This window comes from Gracilibacillus caseinilyticus (assembly GCF_022919115.1).
GTDB classification, from domain to species: Bacteria; Bacillota; Bacilli; order Bacillales; family Amphibacillaceae; genus Gracilibacillus; species Gracilibacillus caseinilyticus.
The window spans coordinates 889,605-912,443 of sequence record NZ_CP095072.1 but is presented as its reverse complement, the minus strand read 5'-3'; the positions used below and the strand labels follow the sequence as shown (position 1 = coordinate 912,443).

General features: G+C 36.0%; 24 protein-coding genes and 1 pseudogene. 22 read left to right on the top strand and 3 right to left on the bottom strand.

Annotated features, from left to right (window positions below; genetic code table 11):
- The first annotated feature begins 730 nt into the window (after positions 1 to 730).
- Both MUN88_RS04350 and MUN88_RS04345 read left to right on the top strand, forming a co-directional pair.
- Entirely contained in the window at positions 731 to 1,279 is a 549-nt protein-coding gene (locus MUN88_RS04350; protein ID WP_244721302.1) for a TetR/AcrR family transcriptional regulator, read from the top strand.
- A gap of 109 nt (positions 1,280 to 1,388) precedes the next feature.
- Complete coding sequence (locus MUN88_RS04345) at positions 1,389 to 2,513, top strand: MFS transporter (protein ID WP_244721300.1); 1,125 nt, start codon at positions 1,389 to 1,391, stop codon at positions 2,511 to 2,513.
- Positions 2,514 to 2,753: 240 nt separating this feature from the next.
- Here MUN88_RS04345 and arr read toward each other — a convergent pair whose 3' ends face one another.
- Positions 2,754 to 3,170 carry an NAD(+)--rifampin ADP-ribosyltransferase gene (gene arr / locus MUN88_RS04340; protein ID WP_244721293.1) on the bottom strand — a complete coding sequence of 139 codons (417 nt, stop codon included), beginning with the start codon at positions 3,168 to 3,170 and terminating at the stop codon, positions 2,754 to 2,756.
- Between the two features lie 249 nt (positions 3,171 to 3,419).
- Between arr and MUN88_RS04335 the strand changes: the two genes are divergently transcribed.
- The 14 genes from MUN88_RS04335 to MUN88_RS21630 all read left to right on the top strand — a co-directional run bounded on the left by MUN88_RS04335 (position 3,420) and on the right by MUN88_RS21630 (position 13,513).
- Entirely contained in the window at positions 3,420 to 3,578 is a 159-nt protein-coding gene (locus tag MUN88_RS04335; RefSeq protein WP_244721291.1) for a hypothetical protein, read from the top strand.
- Between the two features lie 387 nt (positions 3,579 to 3,965).
- Positions 3,966 to 4,340 (top strand): MOSC N-terminal beta barrel domain-containing protein, encoded by a 375-nt coding sequence (locus MUN88_RS21785; protein ID WP_369809940.1) that lies wholly within the window; start codon positions 3,966 to 3,968, stop codon positions 4,338 to 4,340.
- A gap of 38 nt (positions 4,341 to 4,378) precedes the next feature.
- On the top strand, positions 4,379 to 4,699 hold the full coding sequence (locus MUN88_RS21780; RefSeq protein ID WP_369809939.1) for an MOSC domain-containing protein: 321 nt from the start codon (positions 4,379 to 4,381) through the stop codon (positions 4,697 to 4,699).
- A 115-nt stretch (positions 4,700 to 4,814) separates the two neighbouring features.
- Entirely contained in the window at positions 4,815 to 5,486 is a 672-nt protein-coding gene (locus MUN88_RS04325) for a FadR/GntR family transcriptional regulator (RefSeq protein ID WP_244721288.1), read from the top strand.
- Between the two features lie 296 nt (positions 5,487 to 5,782).
- Positions 5,783 to 7,456 carry a dihydroxy-acid dehydratase gene (gene ilvD / locus MUN88_RS04320; RefSeq protein ID WP_244721284.1) on the top strand — a complete coding sequence of 558 codons (1,674 nt, stop codon included), beginning with the start codon at positions 5,783 to 5,785 and terminating at the stop codon, positions 7,454 to 7,456.
- Positions 7,457 to 7,624: 168 nt separating this feature from the next.
- Positions 7,625 to 7,948 (top strand): MazG nucleotide pyrophosphohydrolase domain-containing protein, encoded by a 324-nt coding sequence (locus MUN88_RS04315; RefSeq protein ID WP_244721282.1) that lies wholly within the window; start codon positions 7,625 to 7,627, stop codon positions 7,946 to 7,948.
- Between the two features lie 25 nt (positions 7,949 to 7,973).
- A complete protein-coding gene (locus MUN88_RS04310) occupies positions 7,974 to 8,687 on the top strand; it encodes an HAD family hydrolase (RefSeq protein ID WP_244721281.1) in 714 nt (237 codons plus the stop codon).
- A gap of 56 nt (positions 8,688 to 8,743) precedes the next feature.
- On the top strand, positions 8,744 to 9,337 hold the full coding sequence (locus MUN88_RS04305; RefSeq protein WP_244721278.1) for a YdeI/OmpD-associated family protein: 594 nt from the start codon (positions 8,744 to 8,746) through the stop codon (positions 9,335 to 9,337).
- A gap of 25 nt (positions 9,338 to 9,362) precedes the next feature.
- Positions 9,363 to 10,157 carry a GNAT family N-acetyltransferase gene (locus MUN88_RS04300; RefSeq protein WP_244721275.1) on the top strand — a complete coding sequence of 265 codons (795 nt, stop codon included), beginning with the start codon at positions 9,363 to 9,365 and terminating at the stop codon, positions 10,155 to 10,157.
- Positions 10,158 to 10,278: 121 nt separating this feature from the next.
- Positions 10,279 to 10,869, top strand: coding sequence for a hypothetical protein (locus tag MUN88_RS04295; protein ID WP_244721272.1), 591 nt, complete (start codon positions 10,279 to 10,281; stop codon positions 10,867 to 10,869).
- A 169-nt stretch (positions 10,870 to 11,038) separates the two neighbouring features.
- Positions 11,039 to 11,371: a PadR family transcriptional regulator gene (locus MUN88_RS04290; RefSeq protein WP_244721269.1), complete on the top strand. Its 333-nt coding sequence runs from the start codon at positions 11,039 to 11,041 to the stop codon at positions 11,369 to 11,371.
- A complete protein-coding gene (locus MUN88_RS04285; protein WP_244721266.1) occupies positions 11,368 to 12,045 on the top strand; it encodes a DUF1129 family protein in 678 nt (225 codons plus the stop codon). The genes MUN88_RS04290 and MUN88_RS04285 overlap by 4 nt, the downstream gene beginning before the upstream one ends.
- A gap of 241 nt (positions 12,046 to 12,286) precedes the next feature.
- Positions 12,287 to 13,378, top strand: coding sequence for a GerAB/ArcD/ProY family transporter (locus MUN88_RS04280; protein WP_244721264.1), 1,092 nt, complete (start codon positions 12,287 to 12,289; stop codon positions 13,376 to 13,378).
- A gap of 6 nt (positions 13,379 to 13,384) precedes the next feature.
- On the top strand, positions 13,385 to 13,513 hold the full coding sequence (locus MUN88_RS21630; RefSeq protein ID WP_256463977.1) for a hypothetical protein: 129 nt from the start codon (positions 13,385 to 13,387) through the stop codon (positions 13,511 to 13,513).
- A 5-nt stretch (positions 13,514 to 13,518) separates the two neighbouring features.
- Here MUN88_RS21630 and MUN88_RS04275 read toward each other — a convergent pair whose 3' ends face one another.
- Positions 13,519 to 14,691 (bottom strand): Ger(x)C family spore germination protein, encoded by a 1,173-nt coding sequence (locus tag MUN88_RS04275; RefSeq protein WP_244721262.1) that lies wholly within the window; start codon positions 14,689 to 14,691, stop codon positions 13,519 to 13,521.
- A gap of 5 nt (positions 14,692 to 14,696) precedes the next feature.
- Positions 14,697 to 16,286, bottom strand: a complete 1,590-nt coding sequence (locus tag MUN88_RS04270) for a spore germination protein (RefSeq protein ID WP_244721259.1) — start codon at positions 16,284 to 16,286, stop codon at positions 14,697 to 14,699.
- Positions 16,287 to 17,420: 1,134 nt separating this feature from the next.
- On the opposite strand from MUN88_RS04270, the gene MUN88_RS04265 reads away from it, so the two are divergent.
- From MUN88_RS04265 to MUN88_RS04240, 6 genes and pseudogenes are all read left to right on the top strand, one after another.
- Positions 17,421 to 18,140: a ZinT family metal-binding protein gene (locus tag MUN88_RS04265; RefSeq protein ID WP_244721256.1), complete on the top strand. Its 720-nt coding sequence runs from the start codon at positions 17,421 to 17,423 to the stop codon at positions 18,138 to 18,140.
- 174 nt (positions 18,141 to 18,314) lie between these two features.
- Positions 18,315 to 18,433, top strand: a pseudogene (locus MUN88_RS04260) (uS14 family ribosomal protein); the annotation flags it as partial.
- 92 nt (positions 18,434 to 18,525) lie between these two features.
- Positions 18,526 to 19,566, top strand: coding sequence for a metal ABC transporter solute-binding protein, Zn/Mn family (locus tag MUN88_RS04255; RefSeq protein ID WP_244721253.1), 1,041 nt, complete (start codon positions 18,526 to 18,528; stop codon positions 19,564 to 19,566).
- 134 nt (positions 19,567 to 19,700) lie between these two features.
- Positions 19,701 to 20,135 (top strand): cell wall hydrolase, encoded by a 435-nt coding sequence (locus MUN88_RS04250; RefSeq protein ID WP_244721250.1) that lies wholly within the window; start codon positions 19,701 to 19,703, stop codon positions 20,133 to 20,135.
- A 521-nt stretch (positions 20,136 to 20,656) separates the two neighbouring features.
- Positions 20,657 to 21,742 (top strand): C40 family peptidase, encoded by a 1,086-nt coding sequence (locus MUN88_RS04245; protein WP_244721249.1) that lies wholly within the window; start codon positions 20,657 to 20,659, stop codon positions 21,740 to 21,742.
- 272 nt (positions 21,743 to 22,014) lie between these two features.
- Positions 22,015 to 22,815, top strand: a complete 801-nt coding sequence (locus MUN88_RS04240; RefSeq protein WP_244721248.1) for a peptidoglycan-binding protein — start codon at positions 22,015 to 22,017, stop codon at positions 22,813 to 22,815.
- Positions 22,816 to 22,839: the final 24 nt, after the last annotated feature.

The window sequence follows — 22,839 nt, the reverse complement described above, 5'->3', positions numbered from 1 at the left end:
CAACCAAAATTAATCTTTTCCATGTGTGGGAGAAAGAAGAGTGAAAGAGAAGATTTGGGGAGAAAATGACTGGAAATTGAATTTTCAAGGAAAAAACTTGATTTACAAAGGTTTAGAGCAGAAGAGAAGGGAATTCTTCTTCTGTTCTTTTTTTGGTCCTTTCTCCTTTTGGAAAAACATAATTAACGTTCGATAAGTATTCGAAAAAAGCTGCAGAACCAAATCAGGTGTTTTAGGGAAAAACATTAATTGTACACCATTAATAAAATGAATCGGTAACTTATAATAAAGTTAGGTAAAGACAACTCTTTACGATAATATGTTCATATAAGGTTTTTTTAAATTCTGATAAAGAACCATAATATTATTTGTAACTAGGAATACTCACTTCTATTGATCTGTGCCTCAAAAAAAGAGAGGTAAATATATGAAGTAATTACCGTTGCGATTTTACAAGTAGTAGACGATGCTTTGGTAGTAACTCGTAAATCTAGTCATGCGAACTGTATAAAAACATTATCCTTCACTGTACACCCTTTTTGAGATATGGAAAAAGCATTAATGTGTTATATTCGTCGGCCCAAATAAGGTGCCTCAGTTGCAGTGTTGCTATCAGGAGCTAGGACGGACGTGGTAAAGGTGTAGGAACATGAACAGTTCCTTGCTAACAATATAAAATTTATGTTATCATTTATAATGAACGTTCAACATAAAAAAAGGAGGTTCATCTATGAGGCAATCACCAAAAAAGCAGGCGATATTGGACCAAGCGGAAGAATTATTTTATCAGCACGGCTTTCACGCTATTGGTGTCAAGAGTATTCTGGATAAGGCTGGAGTGGCGCCGATGACCATGTATTATCATTTTAAATCTAAGGAAGAAGTAATTAAGGAAATTTTGATGCGAAGAGAAGTGAAATATTTTCAGCATTTAGAAGAGGGTGTAAATAAAAAAGACTTAAAAGCATATTTAAAATCACTTTTAAACACACATATAAGTTGGTTAACAATAGATGGTTTTAATGGTTGTTTGTTTTTAAGAGCTAAACAGGAATACGACGGTATTAATGATGAAATTACAGAACTATCGACAAGACATAAACAAACACTTCTAAAGAAAGTGGAAGAGGATTTGAAGATATTTGATGCACCCAATTCCTTAAGTTTGCAATTATTAATTATACTAGAAGGATTAACATCGATGGTCCAAATATCCGATATTGAAGAAGTAAAGCGCTCGGCAAAGGACTTATTAAATAGTATTACCATTTCTAAATAACGCCTTATGTTAATCTAAGAAGTGCAATGATATTTACTATAATGCATTGCCTTTATTTTTTATTTATTTGTTATAATGAACGTTCAATATAATTGAAGAGGTGAATAATATGTATTCAAAAAAATTAATAATTGTAGGGTTACCGATGATAGCTGTTACTTATGGTTTATCGCGGTTTAGTTATGGATTAATGCTGCCATATATAAACGAAACAATGATGATGGAACAGTCTACTAGTGGTGTGATCTCATCTTTATCCTATATTGCTTACTGTCTAGCAATAGTGTCAGCAATGGTATTTTCTAATAAGGTTACCCCAAAGTCTGTTCTGGTAATAGCAGGTTTATCAGCAATTATTGGTTTAGGAGTTATCTCTATTTCGCCTAATCCGGTAGTACTAGGTACAGGTATATTTATAGCAGGGCTGAGTACAGGATTTTCATCTCCGCCATACGCGGATATTGTTAGCACAAAGGTAGAGACAAGATTACAGAATCAAACTAATTCATGGATTAACGCTGGTACTAGTATTGGAACGGCTTTTACTGGGGTAATTGCTATTATGATGACAAATAGCTGGAGAGAAACGTATTTCATATATACTTGTATTGCTATTTTAGTACTATTCGCTAATTACAAAGCACTTCCAAAACATCATACAACAGAAAGAGAAAACAAAATTGGTTTTTCTAAACGGGAATGGAGGCGAGCTGTGCCTTTGATTCTCGCTGCTTGCCTGATAGGAATATCGTGTTCAGCATATTGGACATTTTCAAAAGACTTTATGTTACACGCGGAAAATGTGCCTACATACATAGGCAAGTGGCTATGGGGCATTATTGGTATTGCAGGTTTACTAGGGGGAACTGCTGGTGTGTTTATCGACAAGTTTGGGTTAATGCATGCCTTTAAGCTTTCTGTATTAGCGCTTTCTACATCGTCTCTACTGCTAGGAATGTATCCATCCAGCCCGGTTACTGGATTTCTGTCACCAGCTCTTTTTGGAAGCTCGTATATTTTTATAACAGGTGTCTTAATCGTATGGGGGATTTCAGTGTTTAACACAAATCCATCATTTGGACTTGGTTTACCTTTCTTAATTCTTGCACTTGGGCAGGCAATAGGGTCCATTTTTTCTGGTGTAATTGCAGATCTTTTTGGCTATCATACTCTTTTTGTTGGTGCTGGTGTGATCGGGTATTTAAGCCTATTATTAAAACAGAAAACCAATTAAATGTAGTAGTGAAGATTTATAATAAAAGTATTATACTTTGTAGTATGATTTGTCTCCAGTTTACATCGTCTAATTCGATAAAGTATATGAATTAGGCAAAGTCCAATGTGTGAGGATTAAATGAGAAATTGGGCTTTGCTGGTGCTTGTTTAACAAACGGATACTTATGTTAACCAAAGAAAAAATTACTCACACTCATTTCATTTAAGAAAAAGACAGTCAAATAAAAAATATTTAGGGCTAATCGAGTATGACAGCTTTCCCTTGTTCACGTAATTTTTTTAAAGATGTAATCATATGATTTATTTCTTCATCTGAATGTCTTTCCCATGAACTTAATTCAGCGATTATTTTCAAAGGCGATTTAGACCTATAAGAACGCGTTGGGTTTCCTGGAAATCTTTTATCAGTCAGGTTCGGATCATTTTCAAAGTCGCCTAATGGTTCTACAATGTAAATTCTTTCTTTTGATGTAGATGTTGCTAGTTCCGCACCCCATTTAGCCGCATCTAATGTTGCAGTGAAATATATATAGTTCGATTTTTTGTCTTGGTAATTTGAAAAGTGTTGCGGTTTTAAATGATCTCCAATTTTTAGTTCAGCTTTAGTACCATGAAAGAAAGGACCATTGTCTAAGCCATTTTTTTTGTCATTCATACGGATACACCTCTTATATCTTTAGATTTGTATATAACAGTATAGAACAAGAACTTTACAATGTGTAGTCTATAAATAAATTATAATTAGTAGTATAATGAAAGTAGAGATAATAATGTTGAACGACAATTACCTATTATTTACGTTTTATGGACTGACACATGGTTTTGAAATATAAACGATAAAGAAGCTACCCTTAAATCAGGGTGGCTTTTTAACTTTAGTCCACATCTCGGAGATTTATATAGCTTGATTAATTCGACAAAAGATAACAATATTAGACCGAACTATTTGATCAATGCGTATTGTGAAGAGACGGGTATTAATTGGTCAAGTGATATTGAATGGCAAATCAGCATCGGTGGTATCTGCTGGACCATTCATGTACTTCGTTACCTTATAGATTAAGGGGTTGAAGCTATACCGGCTGCACGTGAATGGATACCTGAATTGTTTTCTTACATTAAGTGGGAAATTTATAGGTTACTTAAATCTTGTGGCAATTGAGCACTTTGTCGTGAGAATGGGTTAGGACTAACGAGGAAAAAGCACTTTTTTATTCATTACTCCATTAACGAGTAACGTGTCTCTGATAAAACTTTAATTATAGAGGAAGAGGAATAAGGTAAAGCTTTAAAATATGATTACCATCTATTGGATAAATTAGGGGATAAATTTTTATTGGAAAGCGATTGATTAAATGGATTTAAATTTCTCTTAAGCATTTTTATATTAGAGATACAAAATATGCTCTGTTAAAATCATAGTAGGATAAAACATATTGGAGTGAATGAAATGCTAATTGGTCACATCAAAGAAATTGTCCGCCATCCCGTAAAATCACTTCGAGGTGAAGAGGTACAACAGTCTAAGATAATGAATTATGGCCTATATGGGGACCGCAGCCACGCTTATTTAGTTGATACAAAAGAGGGTAATTTCTTAACGATAACACAATTCCGGGAAATGGTTCGGTATCAGGCGAGATTTGTGGGAGAAGAATCATTGGACAAATACCCCAATGTAGAAGTGATCACACCGGAAGGCGAGGTTTTCGATTGGGAAGATCAGCGAAATGGAAATAAAATCACAACGAAAAATATCTACCAAGAAATTTACCTACCAAGAAATATACCCCTTTACATGTACCCATTGGACCCATTGCGGTAGAACATGTTCTCGTCGCAACAGATGCTTCTTTAGATAAGTTGGAAGATTTATGGGATAAGGACAAAGTTGATTTGAGACGTTTTCGACCAAATTTATTTATTTCATTATTGGATAAGAAACCTTTCATTGAAGAAGAATGGATTGGTCGGCGAATTAAGATAGGACAGGAAGTAGATATGGAATTTGTAGGACATTGCAAAAGATGTATGATCATTACGGTTGATCCTGAAAATGCCGAACGAGACCCGAGCTTACATAAAACCGTAATCAAAGAAAGAAAAAACAACTTTGGTGTGTATGCCTCTGTGATAAAAACAGGTGATATTCATATCGATGATGAAGTTCATTTAATGGATTAGAAATGTGATCCATTTTATTAAGAAAGGAACTAAGGTGTCTATCTACATCTGTCTATCAAAATGTTAAATCACTTCCTGTATGCTATACTAGAAAGAAAACAGGGTGATTACATACATGCAAAAAAGGCTATCAGACAGTGTAGCGGATGATTTAATGTCAATGATTACAATAGAGAAACGTTTTGTTCCAGGTGATAAGCTTCCAAATGAAAATGAATTATCAGAGGAGCTAAATATTAGCAGGACAACGCTTCGTGAAGCGATTCGAATATTGGTGACGAACGGTATTTTAGAAATTAGACGTGGAAAAGGTACATATATTATAGACGATCTCGATATAAAAAGTTTAGAATCCTTAAGCTTTCTTGCTGATGCGAAAATTAATGCGAAAGATTTATACGAAATGCGTCTAATTTTTGAACCAGAAGCGGCCTATTATGCGACAACGAGAGCAAGTGAAGCTGAGTTGAAACGTATTTTGGAATATGGAAAACAAATAGAGGATAGAATAAAGCGTAATGAGGATCGTACGGATGTGGAACAAAAATTCCATAAATCTATCGTGAAAGCGACTCATAATGAATTCATGGAAAAGCTGATGCCAGTTATTTATCAAGCGATCGATAAGGGAGTCATCCTCTCGAAGAAAAAAGAATTAGCGATCAAAGATACGATCAACGATCATAATATGATTATGGAATTCATGAAGAGTCGCAACCCCGAAGGTGCAAGAAGCGCGATGAGAATTCATATTTTGCATGCAATGAGAGAGTTAGGAATTGAATAGTTTTATGATTTGAAGACATGTTGGGTTTACCAAGGTGTCTTTTTTATGAGTATATAAGTACAGTCATAGAAGTATTCATGCATGGATTCTTATAATGTAGCACTTCACTTAAGCTTAGGAAATATGCTTCTCGTCTTGTGGAGCGGCCTTCACTAGGAAGGCATAAGAGTTTCTGAGTGTGTCTGGTACTTAATTAATAATTATAAAAAAACAATTAGTCATACAACGATATTGACAGCAGACAACATACATTATAAAATACATTAAATAAATAAAAACGAAGGATGTGTGTGCTGATGAGAAGAAGTGACACGATTAAAATTGGGGTAGATCGTGCGCCTCACCGTAGCTTGTTGTATGCTACAGGGAAAGTAAAAGCAAAGGATTTGGGAAAACCATTTATCGGCATTTGTAATTCATATATTGATATCATTCCTGGTCACGTCCATTTACGTGAATTTGCTGAAGTAGTCAAAGAAGCAATCATTGAAGCTGGTGGTATTCCGTTTGAATTTAATACAATTGGTGTCGACGATGGAATTGCAATGGGGCATATAGGCATGCGCTATTCATTACCAAGCCGTGAATTAATTGCTGACAGTGCGGAAACCGTTATTAATGCACACTGGTTTGATGGCGTATTTTACATTCCGAACTGTGACAAAATTACACCTGGTATGTTAATGGCTGCTGCTCGTACTAATGTACCTTCCGTATTTGTGTCTGGTGGACCAATGGAAGCTGGTACTAGTTCCAGCGGGAAGCAGCTTTCATTGACTTCTGTATTTGAAGGAGTTGGCGCATACAAATCTGGTAAGATGACAGAAGAAGAATTTAATGATATCGAAAATAACGCTTGTCCAACATGTGGATCATGTTCGGGAATGTTCACAGCAAACTCGATGAACTGTTTAATGGAAATGTTAGGTGTAGCACTTCCTGGAAATGGATCAATTGTTGCGACAAGTGAGAAACGTAAAGAATTGATTCGTGAAGCAGCTAAACATCTGATTCGTATGATTGATGATGATGTGAAACCACGTGATATCATTACAAAAGAAGCAATTGATGATGCGTTCGCACTTGATATGGCAATGGGTGGATCTACCAATACGGTACTGCACACACTTGCGATTGCTAATGAAGCGGGTATCGATTATAACCTTGCCGATGTTAACAGCATTGCAGCCCGCGTCCCATACCTTGCGAAGATTATGCCTGCGTCCGATATCTCCATGGATGACATAAATAAAGCAGGTGGCGTGAGCTCCATTATCAATGAGTTAACAAAAATCCCTGGAGCAATCCATCCAGATCGCTTAACCATAACCGGTAAGACCATGGGTGAATTGGTTAGTGGATATCAGATTACCAACGAACAAGTGATTCGTTCAAAGGATAATCCATACAGTCCGTTTGGGGGATTATCGATTTTATATGGTAATATCGCACCGGAAGGAGCTGTTATTAAAGTGGGAGCTGTGGATCCGGCGATTAAAGAATTCGAAGGCGAAGCCATTGTCTTTGATTCCCAGGAGGAAGCACAAGAAGCGATTGATAATGGTGCGGTCAAAGAAGGACATGTTGTGGTAATCCGGTATGAAGGACCTAAAGGTGGACCTGGAATGCCGGAGATGTTAGCTCCAACCTCTGCTATTATGGGTCGAGGTTTAGGAAGCACAGTGGCACTTTTGACAGATGGTCGTTTTTCAGGTGCATCCCGCGGTATATCGATTGGACATATTTCTCCTGAAGCAGCAGAGGGCGGGCCAATTGCATTGATCGAAAACGGAGATGAAATTGTCATTGATTTACCAAACCGAACAATGAACTTAAAAGTAACGGATGAAGTGTTAGAACAGCGTAAGAAATCTCTGAAACCCTTTGAGCCTAAAATTAAAAATGGTTGGTTAGGCAGATATTCAAAACTTGTTACAAATGCATCCAATGGTGGTGTGATGAGCATATAGTTGATAAACTCATATAGTTTTAAACGTTCGGATGAAAGATTGCCGAACGTTTTTTATTTTTTCTTCTAAACATAAAAGTTTTAGAAATTACCATATTTTAAGTTAATTTATCAAGTAAAACCTGTATAATCTAGGTTAGCTGTGACAATAGATTGGGGGAAAATAGACATGAATATTGATGATTTTCAACAATGGGTTAAAAACTATTATGAAAAACGTGGATGGTCAAAATTAGATATTTTTATCCGAATCGGATTTCTAGCAGAGGAAACGGGAGAAGTTGCACGGGCAATCAGAGCACTTGAAATTGGCAGAGACAGACCAGATGAAGTGACCAGTTCATTAGATGAACAAAAACAAGAACTTACAGAGGAATTGGGTGATGTGCTGGGAAATCTTATTGTAATAGCGAACAAATATGATATTTCCCTGGAAAGTATTCTTCAGTCTCACCGGGAAAAACTAAACAGTCGTTATACATCTTCAAAATGAGTGGTTTCAGAAGGGTGACATACGGATGAAGAAATGTTTAATTATGGATTTGGATGATACATTATGCGATTACCAACAAGCTAAACACAATGCGAAAAGAAAGATAGATCGATATTTAAGTAATAGAGGGATAAATGCCAACTATTTTTGGGAGAGATACCAGGAAATAGAGCCTTTCTTATTCGATCTATTCACGAGAAAAAGGATAACTATTGTAGAATATAGAAACAGAAGGTTTGCAGATGCATTGAATTCGCCATCAGAGGAACTTATCTCCACTTTAAATAAAATCTACATGGGTGAAGCGAATCAACATATTGAACTTTTCCCAGATGCGAAACATTTTCTGGAAGAGCTGTCTGATTCAGAATTTGTGGTAGCTGTACTTACCAATGGTCCTGCTGATGGTCAGCGGAAAAAGATAAAAGCATTGGGAATCGAATCATACATACAGCAAATATATATCAGTTCGGAAATAGGTTTTTCTAAACCAAATAAGGAAGCGTTTCAACTAGTATTAGATGACTTACATGTGGAGGCATCTAATACATGGATGATAGGGGACTCTATCAAATATGATATGGAAGGGGCGAAAGCGTGTGGGATAAGATCAATCTTAGTTGACAGACATCATCGCTATCAAGGTACTGATTGGATGAAAATTAGCGCATTAACCGATTTGCAAAGTGATAAACGACATTTTTTGGATTTTTGTGATGATGGTAGAAGTAACGATTGAAAATATGGTAATGTAATAAGAAAATATCAGTCGATTAATGAAAGAGGTGTTCCTGTATGTCAAAAAGTAAATTGAACCCTACAGTGGATATGTTTTTAGAAAAGGAAACAAAATGGAAGGAAGAATTTGTGAAGCTTCGTGAGATTGTACTTGGTTGTGAGCTTACAGAAGATTTTAAGTGGAAGCATCCTTGCTACACACTTAATAACAAAAATGTTGTCTTAATTCATGGATTTAAAGATTATTGTGCACTGCTGTTTCACAAGGGCGCATTGTTAAAGGATCCTTATAACATGCTGATACAACAAACAGAAAATGTGCAGGCAGCCCGTCAATTGCGGTTTACCAAACTTGAAGAAATAGTGGACAACGAAGAGATTGTGAAGGAATATATTCTGCAAGCTATGGAAGTGGAAAAAGCCGGACTGGAAGTGGAATTGAAAAAGCACGAAGAATACAATATCTCGGAAGAACTCCAGCAGAAATTCGATGAACTTCCTGAATTAAAAACAGCTTTTGAAAAATTGACTCCCGGACGCCAACGAGCATATATATTTCATTTTTCTAAAGCAAAGCGATCCGCGACAAGAGTATCCAGGATTGAAAAAAGTATAAAACCGATCCTGGAAGGAAAAGGGTTGAACGATTAAATACAGATAACGAGTGGGGGATAGTATGATTCGTAAGTTAAGTGCGAATGATCATGTTTCAGTCATGTCGCTTATTGGACATAAACCTGCGGAAAATTTGTTTATTATCGGTGATATCGAAGCATATGGGTATGACGCAGATATCCAAGAGCTTTGGGGTCAATTCGAAAACGAGAAACTGATAGCGATTTTGTTACGGTACGAACAAAATTATATCCCGTTTAGCGAGGAAGCGTATGATGTGAAAGGATTTGCAGAAATTATCAATAATGCTGCCGATCGAGTTGAAATAAGTGGGTTAAAGCACATAATAGAACCATTAAAACCATTGATAAAAAGAGAGATTCGTAAGCATCATGAGACCTATTATGCTAAATGTAATGCCATAAGTTACGAGATTGAGCAAGAACGTTTGCAGCAGGTCAGCTATTTACAGGCTTCTGAGTATAAAGAGAACGTCGATATGTTACTTTCCATTCCTGAGTTTGCAGGTGGATACTTTAGTGTGGAAGCGAGAAAGCGTGCAGCTGAAGATAAAACGGGAAGAACGTATATCGTACGAAATGAACAAGGTACAATGGTTGCTTCTGCATCTTCTACAGCAGAGAATTCCCAATCTGCGATGATTGTCGGTGTGGGAACAAGGCCAGCATACGAACGACTGGGCTATGCAACATTATGTATGGAAAAACTCTGCAACGAATTGTTGGCCGAGGGCAAATCGCTTTGTTTATTTTATGATAATCCGGCAGCAGGGAATATTTATAAGCGTTTGGGATTTGAGGATATTGGATTTTGGACGATGATTCGGTATGAGTAGTGCTGAAGCATTTTATAAACAGTTTGTGGAGAGAGTACATCTATACACCGTCTCCTTTTACTTTGATTAGGAGATGAAAAAATAGGAAGTTGAGAATGGATAAGTAAAGGTGGTGACTGAATTGGAAATACTGATAAACCTTGTTTTTCTGGCTTTCATTATTTATTATAACTACAAATTAATCCAAGTTCTGTGGAAGATGAAGAAACAAATAATCCTGCCAACAACCAGTGAAGAGCTGAAGTCTTTAAGAAGATACCCTCAGAAAACAGTGGATTTTCCCAGCTATTCTACACAAAAAACAGCACTCATCATGTATGCTTTTATTCTGCTATTTTTGAGTATTATTTTTATTGTTGATCTATTATCAAACGAATTTCAGTCTATTTATTTAGTATTCTTTCCAGCGTACATTTATTCACATCAGCTCTTCAATATATTTGCTGTAGTTGATGAAGGGGTGATCAGTGGCAGTCGATTTATTCCTTGGGAAAAAATGAAATCCTTTCAGCTTATTCCAATCGATATCAACCATAAATATTATGGCTTCGAAAAAGAGGTGAATAACAATGGTTTTGAGTTAAAAATAAAAACTGGAATTAGCTCAATAAGCTGTATCATTACTTCAGAAGAGCTGAAGATAAATTTGGTGCAAATTCTAAACAAGAAAATTCATCATCAATCGGGTGACCTAAAATGGCGGAACGAGTAAACGGTTCAGTCGTTTATTAATACTTGTGTTAGTAAATGGAGAATGAAGATCTTAAAAAACTTGAAATTATTAAGAATAATCACTATAATATAACTATATTGTATAACAAGATACTTGATATCTTGTTTTTTATTTAACAGGTATCATGTAATGCAAGGTAGGTGAAGGAATGTCTGTACGAAGTCAATTATTAAAAGGAATATTAGAAGGATGTATATTAGCAATTATCTCTAAAGAATCGGTATATGGTTATGAATTAGCAATGAAGTTACAAGGGCAAGGGATAGATGTAAGTGAAGGTTCCATTTATCCCATTTTATTAAGGTTGCAAAGAGATACGTTAATTCAAGGGGAAATGAGGAAATCAGCCAGTGGACCTAATCGCAAATACTATGCCCTAACTGCCAAAGGATACGAATCTTTAGCAAGCTTTAAAAAGAATTGGAACAGCCTTAAGGTACCGGTTGATCAATTATTAACAGAAGAGGGGGAAATGGAATGAATACTAAGTTATTAATAGCTGAAAATAACGAAAAACGTAAACTTCTTGATGATAACAATAAAAAAATTTATGAGGATATGCTCATGTATATTCGTTTATCCTATGGAAAGTCACAGCAAGAATCGGAAGAAATTCTAATGGAATTATTAGACCATTTATTACATCTGCAACAAGAGGGTAAAGCTACTTCGGAGTTGTTTGGAAAAGATCCAAAACAGTATGCTGATCAAATTATTGAGGAATTACCCAAAACACTGACTAAAAAAAGAATGATGTTGATCTTGATGGGTTTGTTTTATTTTCTCGGCGTTAGTACATTTATAAATGGTTTCTTTCACTCCATTTTGTATTATGGATTTGGAAAATTAGAAGGAAGTGAAACCTATTATTTAGGAACATTAGCCATTATTTCACTCGTTTCTATCGGAATAGCTTTTGTGGTTGTTTATTTTGTTATCCAATATTTAAAATGGATGTGTTTTAGAAAAGTAAATAAAGTATTGGATTTCCTCCGGACAGCTGTCTTATTTGGTGTTATTCCATTTAGCGCTTTCCTTGCTTTGTTTTACTTCATGCCAGATATGGGGACAACGATCACATTGCCCGTTTACAGCTTGATGATTATTGGCGTTATCTTTTTTGGTTTAGGTACACTCTTGTTAAAAGAGAGTTGAGAATTAGCACCTAAACATTTGAAAAGATAGAATAGAATACAAAATACATGACAAACCAATCAAGTAAGCTACTTTCATACTATGTGTTCGGATGAGAGAAAAAATATAAAGGATCGAATGTTGAATTGATGGTGGAAAATTAAAACTTGCCCTCCTTCCATATAAAAAAACTTATAACGCTACTTTATTATGGTGACAATGTAAGAAGTAGTATTATTTGTCATCCAAGGAGTGCTAAATCGTGAACAAAATTTCAAATATCCAATTATTTGCACTTATCGTAGCGTTTGAGGTTGGTAGTACAACATTATTTGCAATTGGTATCGGTGCAAAACAAGATGCATGGATAGTCATCCTGACAGCCTATGCAATTAGCTTTATTTTGATATGGACCTATACGGAATTGCCAAAGTATTATGCTTTTGAAAATTTTTCGGAGATATTAAATGATGTACTCGGTAAAGTGATGGCCAAGCCATTATTGCTTCTGTTTGGTCTTTATTTTTACAATCAGGCCAATCATAATTTTTATGAATTTGGAGCACTTATCAAACTAACAGCACTGCCTAAAACGCCAATAATGGTGATATTTTATTTATATATATTTGTTATTATTTATATTTTATGCCTAGGTGTAGAAGTATTCGTAAGAACGGTTGAAATTTTTTTCCCATATTTATTATTATTTTTAATTACGGTGTTTGTATTTAATTTGTTTTCTGGAGAATTTGAATTTTCGAATTTAGAGCCGGTATTAGGGGAAGGGGTATTACCAGTATTAAAAGAATTGCCGATAGTTATTGCCTTTCCATTTGGGGAAATGGTTGTATTTCTAATGATGTGGCACTTGGTTGAAAAAAAGGAAAATATTCGTAAAACAGCCTTTCTAGCTGTTGCAACTTCGACGATTTTACTATTAACGTCGACGTTGGTAATCATTTGTGTATTAGGTGCAGAGCTAGCAAAGGTTACTCAAATTCCCTTATTAGAAACTTTATTATCTATAAAAGTAGCCATGATTATCACGAATCTGGACAGTATCGGTGTCTTTATTATGTTTATTGGAGGATTCTACAAAACAGCCATGCATTTCTTGGCATTCTCACTCGCAATAACCTGGTTGTTTAATAAACATAATCCAAAATTCGTTATTATCATTAGTGGATTGTTATTTCCAATCTATACAATTATGCACTTCAACAGTATAGATGATCAAAGATGGAAAGGAATGGAAGGGGGAGGGTATGTTATTTTGATCTATGCTTTGCTTCCATTCCTACTGTTAGTCATTTCTATACTGAAAAAGAAAATTTCTCAACGAAAAGGGGATTGATATGCTATGTTCGATTATTCTGTCTTCAAAGTCGATCTTTTCTTGGCTATTATCGCTGTTGGGGGCGGTATTTATATCATTATTTTGCTGTTTATGATCCTCTATTACTTCATTCGTTTCTTAATTAAAAAATAGGCCGATTACTCTTTGGCCTCCATTGAGTCTTGAAGTAACCCGGAATTCTTTATATCAACAGTTACGTTGACCTTGTAAGGAACATTTGAGAAGGTATCTGGCCAGCTATCTTTCATGGTATCCCAAACTTTTGGATAATTTTTATAAAGTGTTTCACCGAACCCAAAAATGTCTGTTTTAAAATCTTTTTGTGCTTTTTCAATTAAAGCGTTGGTTTTGTTTTTTATAAACTTTTCAGATTGCTTTTCCACTTTCAATATATACTCATGGTACTGTTTTTTACTTTTAAAGTTGTTTGTTAATTGATCACCTGCTAATTCAGCCTTTTGATAAATAGTGATATCGAAGGATTCTAGTTGGCCTTTTTTTATAACTGGAATGATTTTTGAATCAATATCATTCATTAGCAACGTAACATCTTCAGCATTCTCTGCATTGTGCAGTGGAAGGGTAAAGGCTCCCCTGCTTTTACTCTCATCATCCGCGATGATCCAATTAAAGGCTCTTGTTTCTTCTGCATTAATAAACCCTATTAATGCATCTTTCTTAAAAACTGCTCCTCCCTCAAGGGTAGTCATTTCACCAATATTTTCGTTTTTTTCAATATTAATGGTTCCAATAACAGGGTTGTTACCAGCCTGCAGTGTCACTTTAAAAAAATTTAATATTGTGTTACTTATCGCATAATAATTGGAAGTATTAAACAGTCCATTAAGAAAATTGGCTGGTACGCGTGAAATGCCCGGTTCTCTCTTTTCTAATATGGATCGTGCTTCTTCGTCTTTTGCAATAGCAAGCCAAGCATGGGATCGAATTTCCTTTCGGCGATGGAAGGTTTCGATGATAGGAAGCAGTCCTTCTTCTGCTACCTTATCACTAATAATAACTAGTTTATTGTGATCATAAAATCCATTCCGATCAATCACATTATTTACCTTTCTCATTAATTGTGCTAAATTCTCTCCAGAAACAGATACCATTAAAAACGGTTGATCTGGTGTAGGGGCTTGGGTGCTCTGTGCAGCTGGTCTTAATAATTGTAAGGTAAGGGTATATCCTTTATTATCATCCGCTTTATCAATAGCGACGGCTCCAACAATACCAATATCTGTTAATTCTTGTCGATCCCAACACCCCACTAACAAGAATAGTGATAGAATTATGATGATCTTTTTCATTGTTGTCAGTCCTTCTTGTTATATTTAGGAGGTCTGAGTGGATTCTTAAACCCTTGTCTTCGTGATCTCTTCCAGGTTATGGTTTGAGGTCTAAATGTTAAAGACTTCAATGGCATCCTTATAAATGCATCTTTCCACTCGCTTAGAATTACAGGCCCAAATGGTGCCAAAAAAGGAGAACCAAATGAACGTAATGAACATAGATGACCAATGATGACAAGGAGACCCATTAATAAACCATAAAAACCTAGCGTTCCTGCTAGGATGAGTAGAAAGAATCGAATAATAATAATCGCATCGTTTATGGCAGAAACTACAAACCCAGTGATGGCTGTAAGTGCTACAACAATAACCATTGGTGCACTTATAAGTCCAGCCTGCACGGTAGCTTCTCCAATTACCAATGCACCGACAATACTGATAGCTGAACCGATTGGCCGTGGCATTCGGACCCCAGCTTCCCTTAATATTTCAAATATAACAATCATCATAATCGCTTCTAAGAAGACGGGAAATGGAACTTTTTCCTCAGCAGCGGCCATTGTTACAAGTAGAAAAGCTGGAACCATTTCATGATGGTAGGTGGCAATTGCAACAAAGAATGCAGGAGTAATTAACGTTAAGAAAAATGCTGCAAGTCTAAATAGACGCATGATAGACACAAGAAAAGGGCGTGAATAATAGTCTTCGGGAACTTGGAATATTTCAATCAATAAATGAGGAACAGTTAAAACGAAAGGTGTCCCATTACAGAATATAGCAACTCTGCCTTCTAATATTTTCCCGGCAACTTTATCTGATTTTTCACTATTTCCAATTGTAGGGAAGATAGAGTACGGATTATCTTCAATAAATTGCTCGATATAACCAGATTCTAATATAGTGTCTGTATCAATTTCGTTTAATCTTTTTTTTACTTCTTCTACTACTTTTGGATTAGCAATTCCTGAAATATAGCCAATTCTGACCTTTGTTTGCGTTTGCTTCCCTATTGTCATTTCTTCAAATGTTAAATTAGGGTTGCTAATTTTTCTTCTGATTAATGAAGTATTAACATTTAAAACTTCATTAAATCCTTCTCGCGATCCCCTTACCGTTGATTCAGTATCGGGTTCTTCTACTTTTCTTGCTGCAAAACCTTCAGTTGATACTAATAGTGCAGTATTTTCTCCGTTGACGAATAAAGCTGTTTTGCCTGACAATATGCCGCTGATAGCATCGTCCAGATTAACAACTTCTGTCACACTTGTTGACGTTAGTGTTTGATTTTTGATTAGCGAAAAAACAGAGCTAGAAGACATTTGATCTATTTTGTTAGTTGAATTTGAACTCAATAAGGGTTCCATAATGAAAAGATTGATATCGTCTTTATTCACTAACCCTTCTGTATAACAAATGAAACATTGTATCGGGTTCTGGTTTCCAATTTCAAATTCTCTGTATTTGATGTCCACACTGTTATAAAATAATTTGCTTAATTCTGCTCGATTATCATTTGTGTTGTTTTTAATGGAGCATGCATTATTTGTTTGGTTACTTCTATCAGAAGCTGTATCTCTTCGATGACGAAAAGCTTGGCGAACTCTATTCAACATGCATTATACCTCGCTTATCCAGATCTTTTTTTTAGCATTTGTAAAAATGTGAATTACATACAACCAAAATAGTTCAGACACTTTATGAGGCTAGAGGTGTTTTCTTTAAGATCAAAAGGATCAGGTTATTTTTGGTGGTTGCTTCACACCAAGTTGATTTTATGGCAGCGTTTCGAATGACCTATAAATTTAGACTTTTTCTGGATGATAAATAATTCAATGATGAAGGATTTAGCGGTGTTGAAATTGATCGCATTGATGATTCTTCTAAGTAGAAGCATTGAAAAGTTTTAAGCAATAAAATTTAATTTTAGTGGTTAAACAGTGCTTTCATAGAGGCTGTGCTTTTTTATCAGTAAAGAAAGTATATAAGTACAGTCATAGAAGTAATCATGCTGAACATGAAGATGGGTTCTTATAATATGGATTATGTCAACCAGCCTAGAAGTCATTTTGACATGTTTTTAGTGGTATGATACCGCTCCGGCCAACCACTTCGCGTCCTGCGGGGCACGGCTGAAGCTAACTTTGTGAAGAAGATCGCTTCACAAAGTGGATCTTCAGCACCTGCACGTCCCGCGGGAGTCTACGTGGTTGGCCTACGTTGTGAAAGATACGCTACAACTTTTGTAAGAGCTAGCAAATTGAGCACATCCATAAATATCACAATATCATTTTATAACATAATGCCTAGGACCACCGCTTTTAGCTGTTTTATACGTTGTAGCAATTCCTTAAGCGCAGGAAATATGCGGAGACTCCCGTGGGATCAGTGCGAGCTGAAGATCCACTTTGAAAAGAAAAGAATTTTCTTTCCAAAGTTAGCTGAAGCCGTGCCCCACAGGACGCGGAGCATATTTCCGGAGCTTTGCAAAGCAGATGAAATCTATCAAAATTACCACAATGTCAGACAGTTTTACTTTACATAATCCATATTATAGGTAGTTGTATATTATTTTGTTAGTTAGGACCGGGTGGGCTTTCCCGGTTTTTCTTAATTTCTTTATTCAGCAATCATTAAAATTCTCGTAATAAAAAATTGTAATGGAATAGAAAGGTTTTCCTTGACGTTTTTTTGGAATGCCTATATACTACAAAACGTAACCATTACGATTTATAAGGAGGAGTTTTATTATGAATGTTAGCTTTTTGAAGGGACTAGCGCTATTTGTGCTAAGTTCGATACTGCTTATATCGGGGTGTCAAGCTTCTGGTGGAACGGAGGATGAGGCAGCGGCAAGTGAAACAGCTGTAGATTCAGAAACAGAGAGTTCTTCTGATAACCATGAACATAGTCATGCACATGGCGAAGAAACGGAAGAAATTTATAATGGTTATTTTGAAGACAGTCAAGTCGACGATCGCCCGCTTTCTGATTGGGAAGGAGATTGGCAATCGGTCTATCCTTATTTAGAAGATGGTACACTTGATGAGGTTTTCGCCCATAAAGCAGAGCATGAGGGTGATAAGACTGCTGAGGAATATAAGCAGTATTATAAGACAGGATATCAAACGGATGTTGATCGTATTGTAATCCAAGGAAATAATGTAACATTCTATAGGGACAGTGAAGAACTTACTGGAGAATATGTGTATGATGACTATGAAATTCTAAATTATGAAGCAGGCAATAGAGGTGTTCGATATGTTTTTAAACTGAAAGATGAAGCGGATGGACTTCCCTCATATATACAATTCAGCGATCACAGTATTTATCCGACAGAAGCTGGCCATTACCATTTATATATGGGTGACGACAGGGAGGCTTTATTAGATGAGCTAAGTAACTGGCCTACATACTATCCTTCAGAGATGGATGGACATGACATAGCTCATGAAATGATGGCACATTAAAATGGATACATTGGAATTTATAGTCTAACGTTAATCTATAAGAGATATTTTTTTAATTAACAAATCGTAATCATTATTATTTGTAGGAGCTGTAATGTATGAATGCTTAGAAGAAAAGGAGCATGCTTTGAATGGCGAAAATGTCTAAAGTTGTAAAACAACAACAGCTTCAATCGCTGTGCAGTGACAGGAAGACCAATGGGATATTTGCGAAAGTCCAGATGTCACGTATTGCTTTTAGAGAGTTTGCCCCTAAAGGTCAACTGCCTGGAGTAAAGAAATCGAGCTGGTAATAGGGCGTATATGTCTAATAAAAGTTTAATGGATCATGAATTCGGTGTTGATAATGAAAATTTTATTAGTTATTTGGTAAAGGAGGGTGATAATGAGAATTTATGGAAGTATAACCATCTTATTGAGTCTGATTGCACTGTTGTTTTTAGCGGCGTGTGCCACAGATCAAACATTAGAAGATAATAATGAAGCTATTGAAAGTACGAATGCCAGCGAAGAAAGTACAGATGAATTACAACTATTCACAACGCTCTACCCGTTAGCATATTTTGCAGAGCAAATTGGTGGAGAGCATGTAAATGTAGAATCCATTTTGCCATTAGGAGCAGATGCTCATACATATGAGCCAACTTCTAAAACAATGGTAGATATTGCTGCTGCAGATGCGTTTATCTATAGTGGTCCTAATATGGAAACATATGGTGAAAGCATTGAGGAAGCAATTCAAGGTGAAGATGTAAAGGTCTTGAAAGCTGCAAATAATATTACATTATTAGAACATTCCCATGATCATAGTGAAGAAGCGCATGAACACGGGGAAGAAGACCATACGCACAGTGAAGAGACAGATGGAGAAGAAGGCCATGAGCACAGTCACAGCCATGGAGATAAAGATCCGCATGTTTGGTTAGATCCTATACGCTCTATTGACCTGGCAGAGAACATTAAAAATATGTTAGTTGAATTAAAACCGAGTGCGGAAGATGAATTTGAAGCTAATTTTAGTGATTTACAGACAAGACTTAAGGATTTAGATGAGAATTTTCATGAGCAATTAGAAAACGCTGCAAGGAGTGAAATTTTAGTAACACATGCAGCGTATGGGTATTGGGAAGAGGCTTATGGAATTGAACAGATTGCCATTTCTGGGTTATCTCCATCTAATGAACCTTCACAGAAAAAGTTGGAAGAAGTAATTGAAATAGTAGGCGATCATGATATTCACTATCTGCTATTTGAACAAAATGTAGAACCCAAAATTGCTAACATCATTCAAAAGGAAACTAATGTCGATTCGTTAAATATCCATAATCTATCAGTGATAACAGAGGAAGATGTGGTGAATAATGAGGATTACTTTACCCTTATGCAAAGGAATCTGGATACTCTACTCACAGCATTAGCAGAGTGAATCAGCAGTGTACAAGAAAATGGGCGAAGTGTAAAAAGCTGTCCATAAGAGGAGTTTTACAATATCAACCAAATAACTTCACTAGATAATGCAACAAAATAGGCTTCTTTCATACAATGTGTTGGGGTGAGAATATGCCAAGAGTAAAATATAAAAGCTCGGACATTGATTTGATGGCAAGAATGATGAGGGCAGAAGCCGAGGGCGAAGGAAAACAAGGTATGCTGTATGTCGGAAATGTCATTGTTAACCGTGCTATTGCAGATTGTTTAGATTTCAAGGATGTTAGGACGATTCCACAAGTTATTTATCAAGTCCAAGGTGGCAACTATTCATTTGAAGCGGTACAGAAGGGAAATTTATTTTATAACAGGGCAAGAGAAGTGGAAAAAAGGTTAGCGAAGAAAAATTTGGATTACTGGCGTCAGCATCCAGGTAAATATTCGCTATGGTATTTCAATCCTTATGCTCCATGCCCTCCGACATGGTATGGTCAGCCGTTTGCGGGGCAATTTAAAAATCATTGTTATTATGAACCCGCAGCCGGAACATGTGATAGTGTATACTAGTAACTGTATTCTTTTTTAATAAGGCTCATTTATGAAAAGAACCGAATTCCTTTCCAAAGGATTCGGTTCTTTTTTGCTATAAGCAATGAAAGTATATAATGACAGTCATTTTAACATAATCCGTATTATAGGTAGTTTTATGTCCGTTTTTCCCCCTTGTTAATCAGGAGGACGAAACAGTAGTCGAAACGGTTAATCTTTGTGAAAAATAGATACATAAATACTAATATAAACCTATTTTTTATTTTAATGTATTCTATTCTATGATAAGTATGTCTGGAATATAAGTCATATGAACATTTTTGGGATTAGATAGAATCTCTTTATTTGCAACGATTATCTCAAAAAATATAGGTAAAAAGTTCCGTGAAAAGATACCGAAAATTTTCACTAACAAAATTCGATGTCATCTATCAATTTTTGCAATTAGCAGGTATAATAGGACTAGCTATGAATCTTAGTTAAAGTTTTCCAATTTAATTACGGTTCGCTTTAAAAAAGAACAGGAGGAAGCAAATAAAATGGCGAATAAAAAAATGGTAATGTCGGTGACGCTCGGTGCTGCAATTGCATCAGCGGTAGTTGGGGCAGATGAAGCTGAGGCTGCATCGTATAAAGTTCAGAGTGGGGATTCATTATGGAAGATTGCTCACACATATAATACGAGTGTTCAGGCGTTAATCGATATCAATAAGCTTTCGTCTAATGTTATTTACCCGAACCAAGTATTGCAAACTTCTTCTAAAACATCTAGTAATAATAGCAATAATACAAACAATAATAATAGTCAGACTAATCAATCTAGTACATCCGTTAGCAAATATACAGTAAAAGCCGGTGATACCCTTAGCGGAATCGCATCTAAACATAAAATCTCGCTTAGTAATCTGATGAGATGGAATGACTTAGATACGACGTTAATTTATCCTGGTAATGTATTTGTCGTGTCAAAACCGAATACAAATAGCGGTTCTAACAATAACGAATCATCAACATCCAACAACACATCGAACAAGTCAGACGAGGAGAGTACTGCTACAACTGTTTATACAGTTAAATCAGGAGATACACTTTCTCACATTAGTGCTAAGTATAGTGTTACTGTGGCAAATTTAAAGAAATGGAATAAATTAAGTTCAGATATTATTTATATTGGGCAGAAATTAAAGGTTAGCAGCAAGGTTAATTCCTCAGATGAAAGCTCGGCTAATTCTAGCAATGAAACACCAGATAATGTAGACTACAATGTTACCAAACTAATCAGTCTGGCAACAAGCTTAAAGGGAACGGATTATTTGTGGGGTGGCTCCACACCGAGTGGGTTTGATTGCAGCGGATACATATATTATGTATACAAACAAGCTGGCATGCAAGATATTCGTCGCCTTTCCAGTGCTGGCTACTATGATCGTTCTCATTATGTAAATACTCCTAAAGTGGGGGATTTAGTATTCTTTGAAGGTACTTATAAATCTGGTATATCCCATATGGGAATCTATATAGGAGATAATCAGTTTATCCATGCATCTTCCAGTGGAGTAGTGGTTCATAGTTTGGATAACTCCTATTGGAAAAAACATTTTGAGAGTTTTAAAAGATTTTATTAAGAGATATGTCTCATTCGCTATTGAATCTAGTGAATGGGACTTTTTTTAGTTATATCGTTTTCTAATAAAGAAGCGAATCATAGTTTTATTGAGTTATATAGGTAAAAATAAATAGATGTACTGCAGTGTTCAAGAAGTGCCAGAAAACACGGTTATTTTCATAATATTGGATTATTAAGAGTCGAATGATGCGATTCTAGTTTCTACATCCAAACAAATCTATTTCCTCTCGAACACTCTCTATGTAAAGAAAAATAGGGAGGAATTATTTTATGTTAAAAACATGCAAAGCGATGTTTATGTTAACAGTACTCGGCTTCTTCATGTTTGCCGCACCGACATTTGCAGAAGCTGCCATGGGAGACCGTATTCTAGCAAATGGCTCATCAGGGTCAGATGCTGCAGAATTACAGGATTATCTGATGACAAAAGGAGTTTTCCCATATCATACATCAACCGGGTATTATGGGGACATTACGGAAGAAGCAGTTAAAGATTTTCAACGACAACGTCATTTAAAAGTAGATGGAATTGCAGGTCCTGAAACATATCATGCTGTCCAAGTCCTGCGAAAAGGGGATAATGGGAAGCATGTCACTCAAATTCAGAACCAGCTCAAAGAAGCAGGCCATTATAACGGTAGTGTAGACGGTATTTATGGCGCTGGTACAGTGGATTCCGTTAAGGATTTTCAACGAGAACAAGGATTAACAGTAGACGGTATTGCAGGTCCTAATACAAGATCGGCGTTGGATAACATTGCAGATCGTGACACAGAAGCAGGAAAAACACTAACAGTTGAAAGTACAGCTTATACTGCTAGTTGTGATGGTTGCTCAGGTGTGACCAGAATGGGACTTGATTTAAATAAATATTCTGATGCAAAAGTAATTGCAGTAGACCCTAGTGTCATTCCATTGGGCTCTATCGTAAAAGTAGAAGGGTATGGTGTAGCAATCGCAGCTGATATCGGAAGTGCGATTAATGGTAATAAAATTGATGTCTTCATTCCAAATCAAGATGATGCGATGCAATGGGGACGCAAAGATGTAAGTGTAACAATAATTGAATAAAAGATAATAGCTGACCCATGTGTA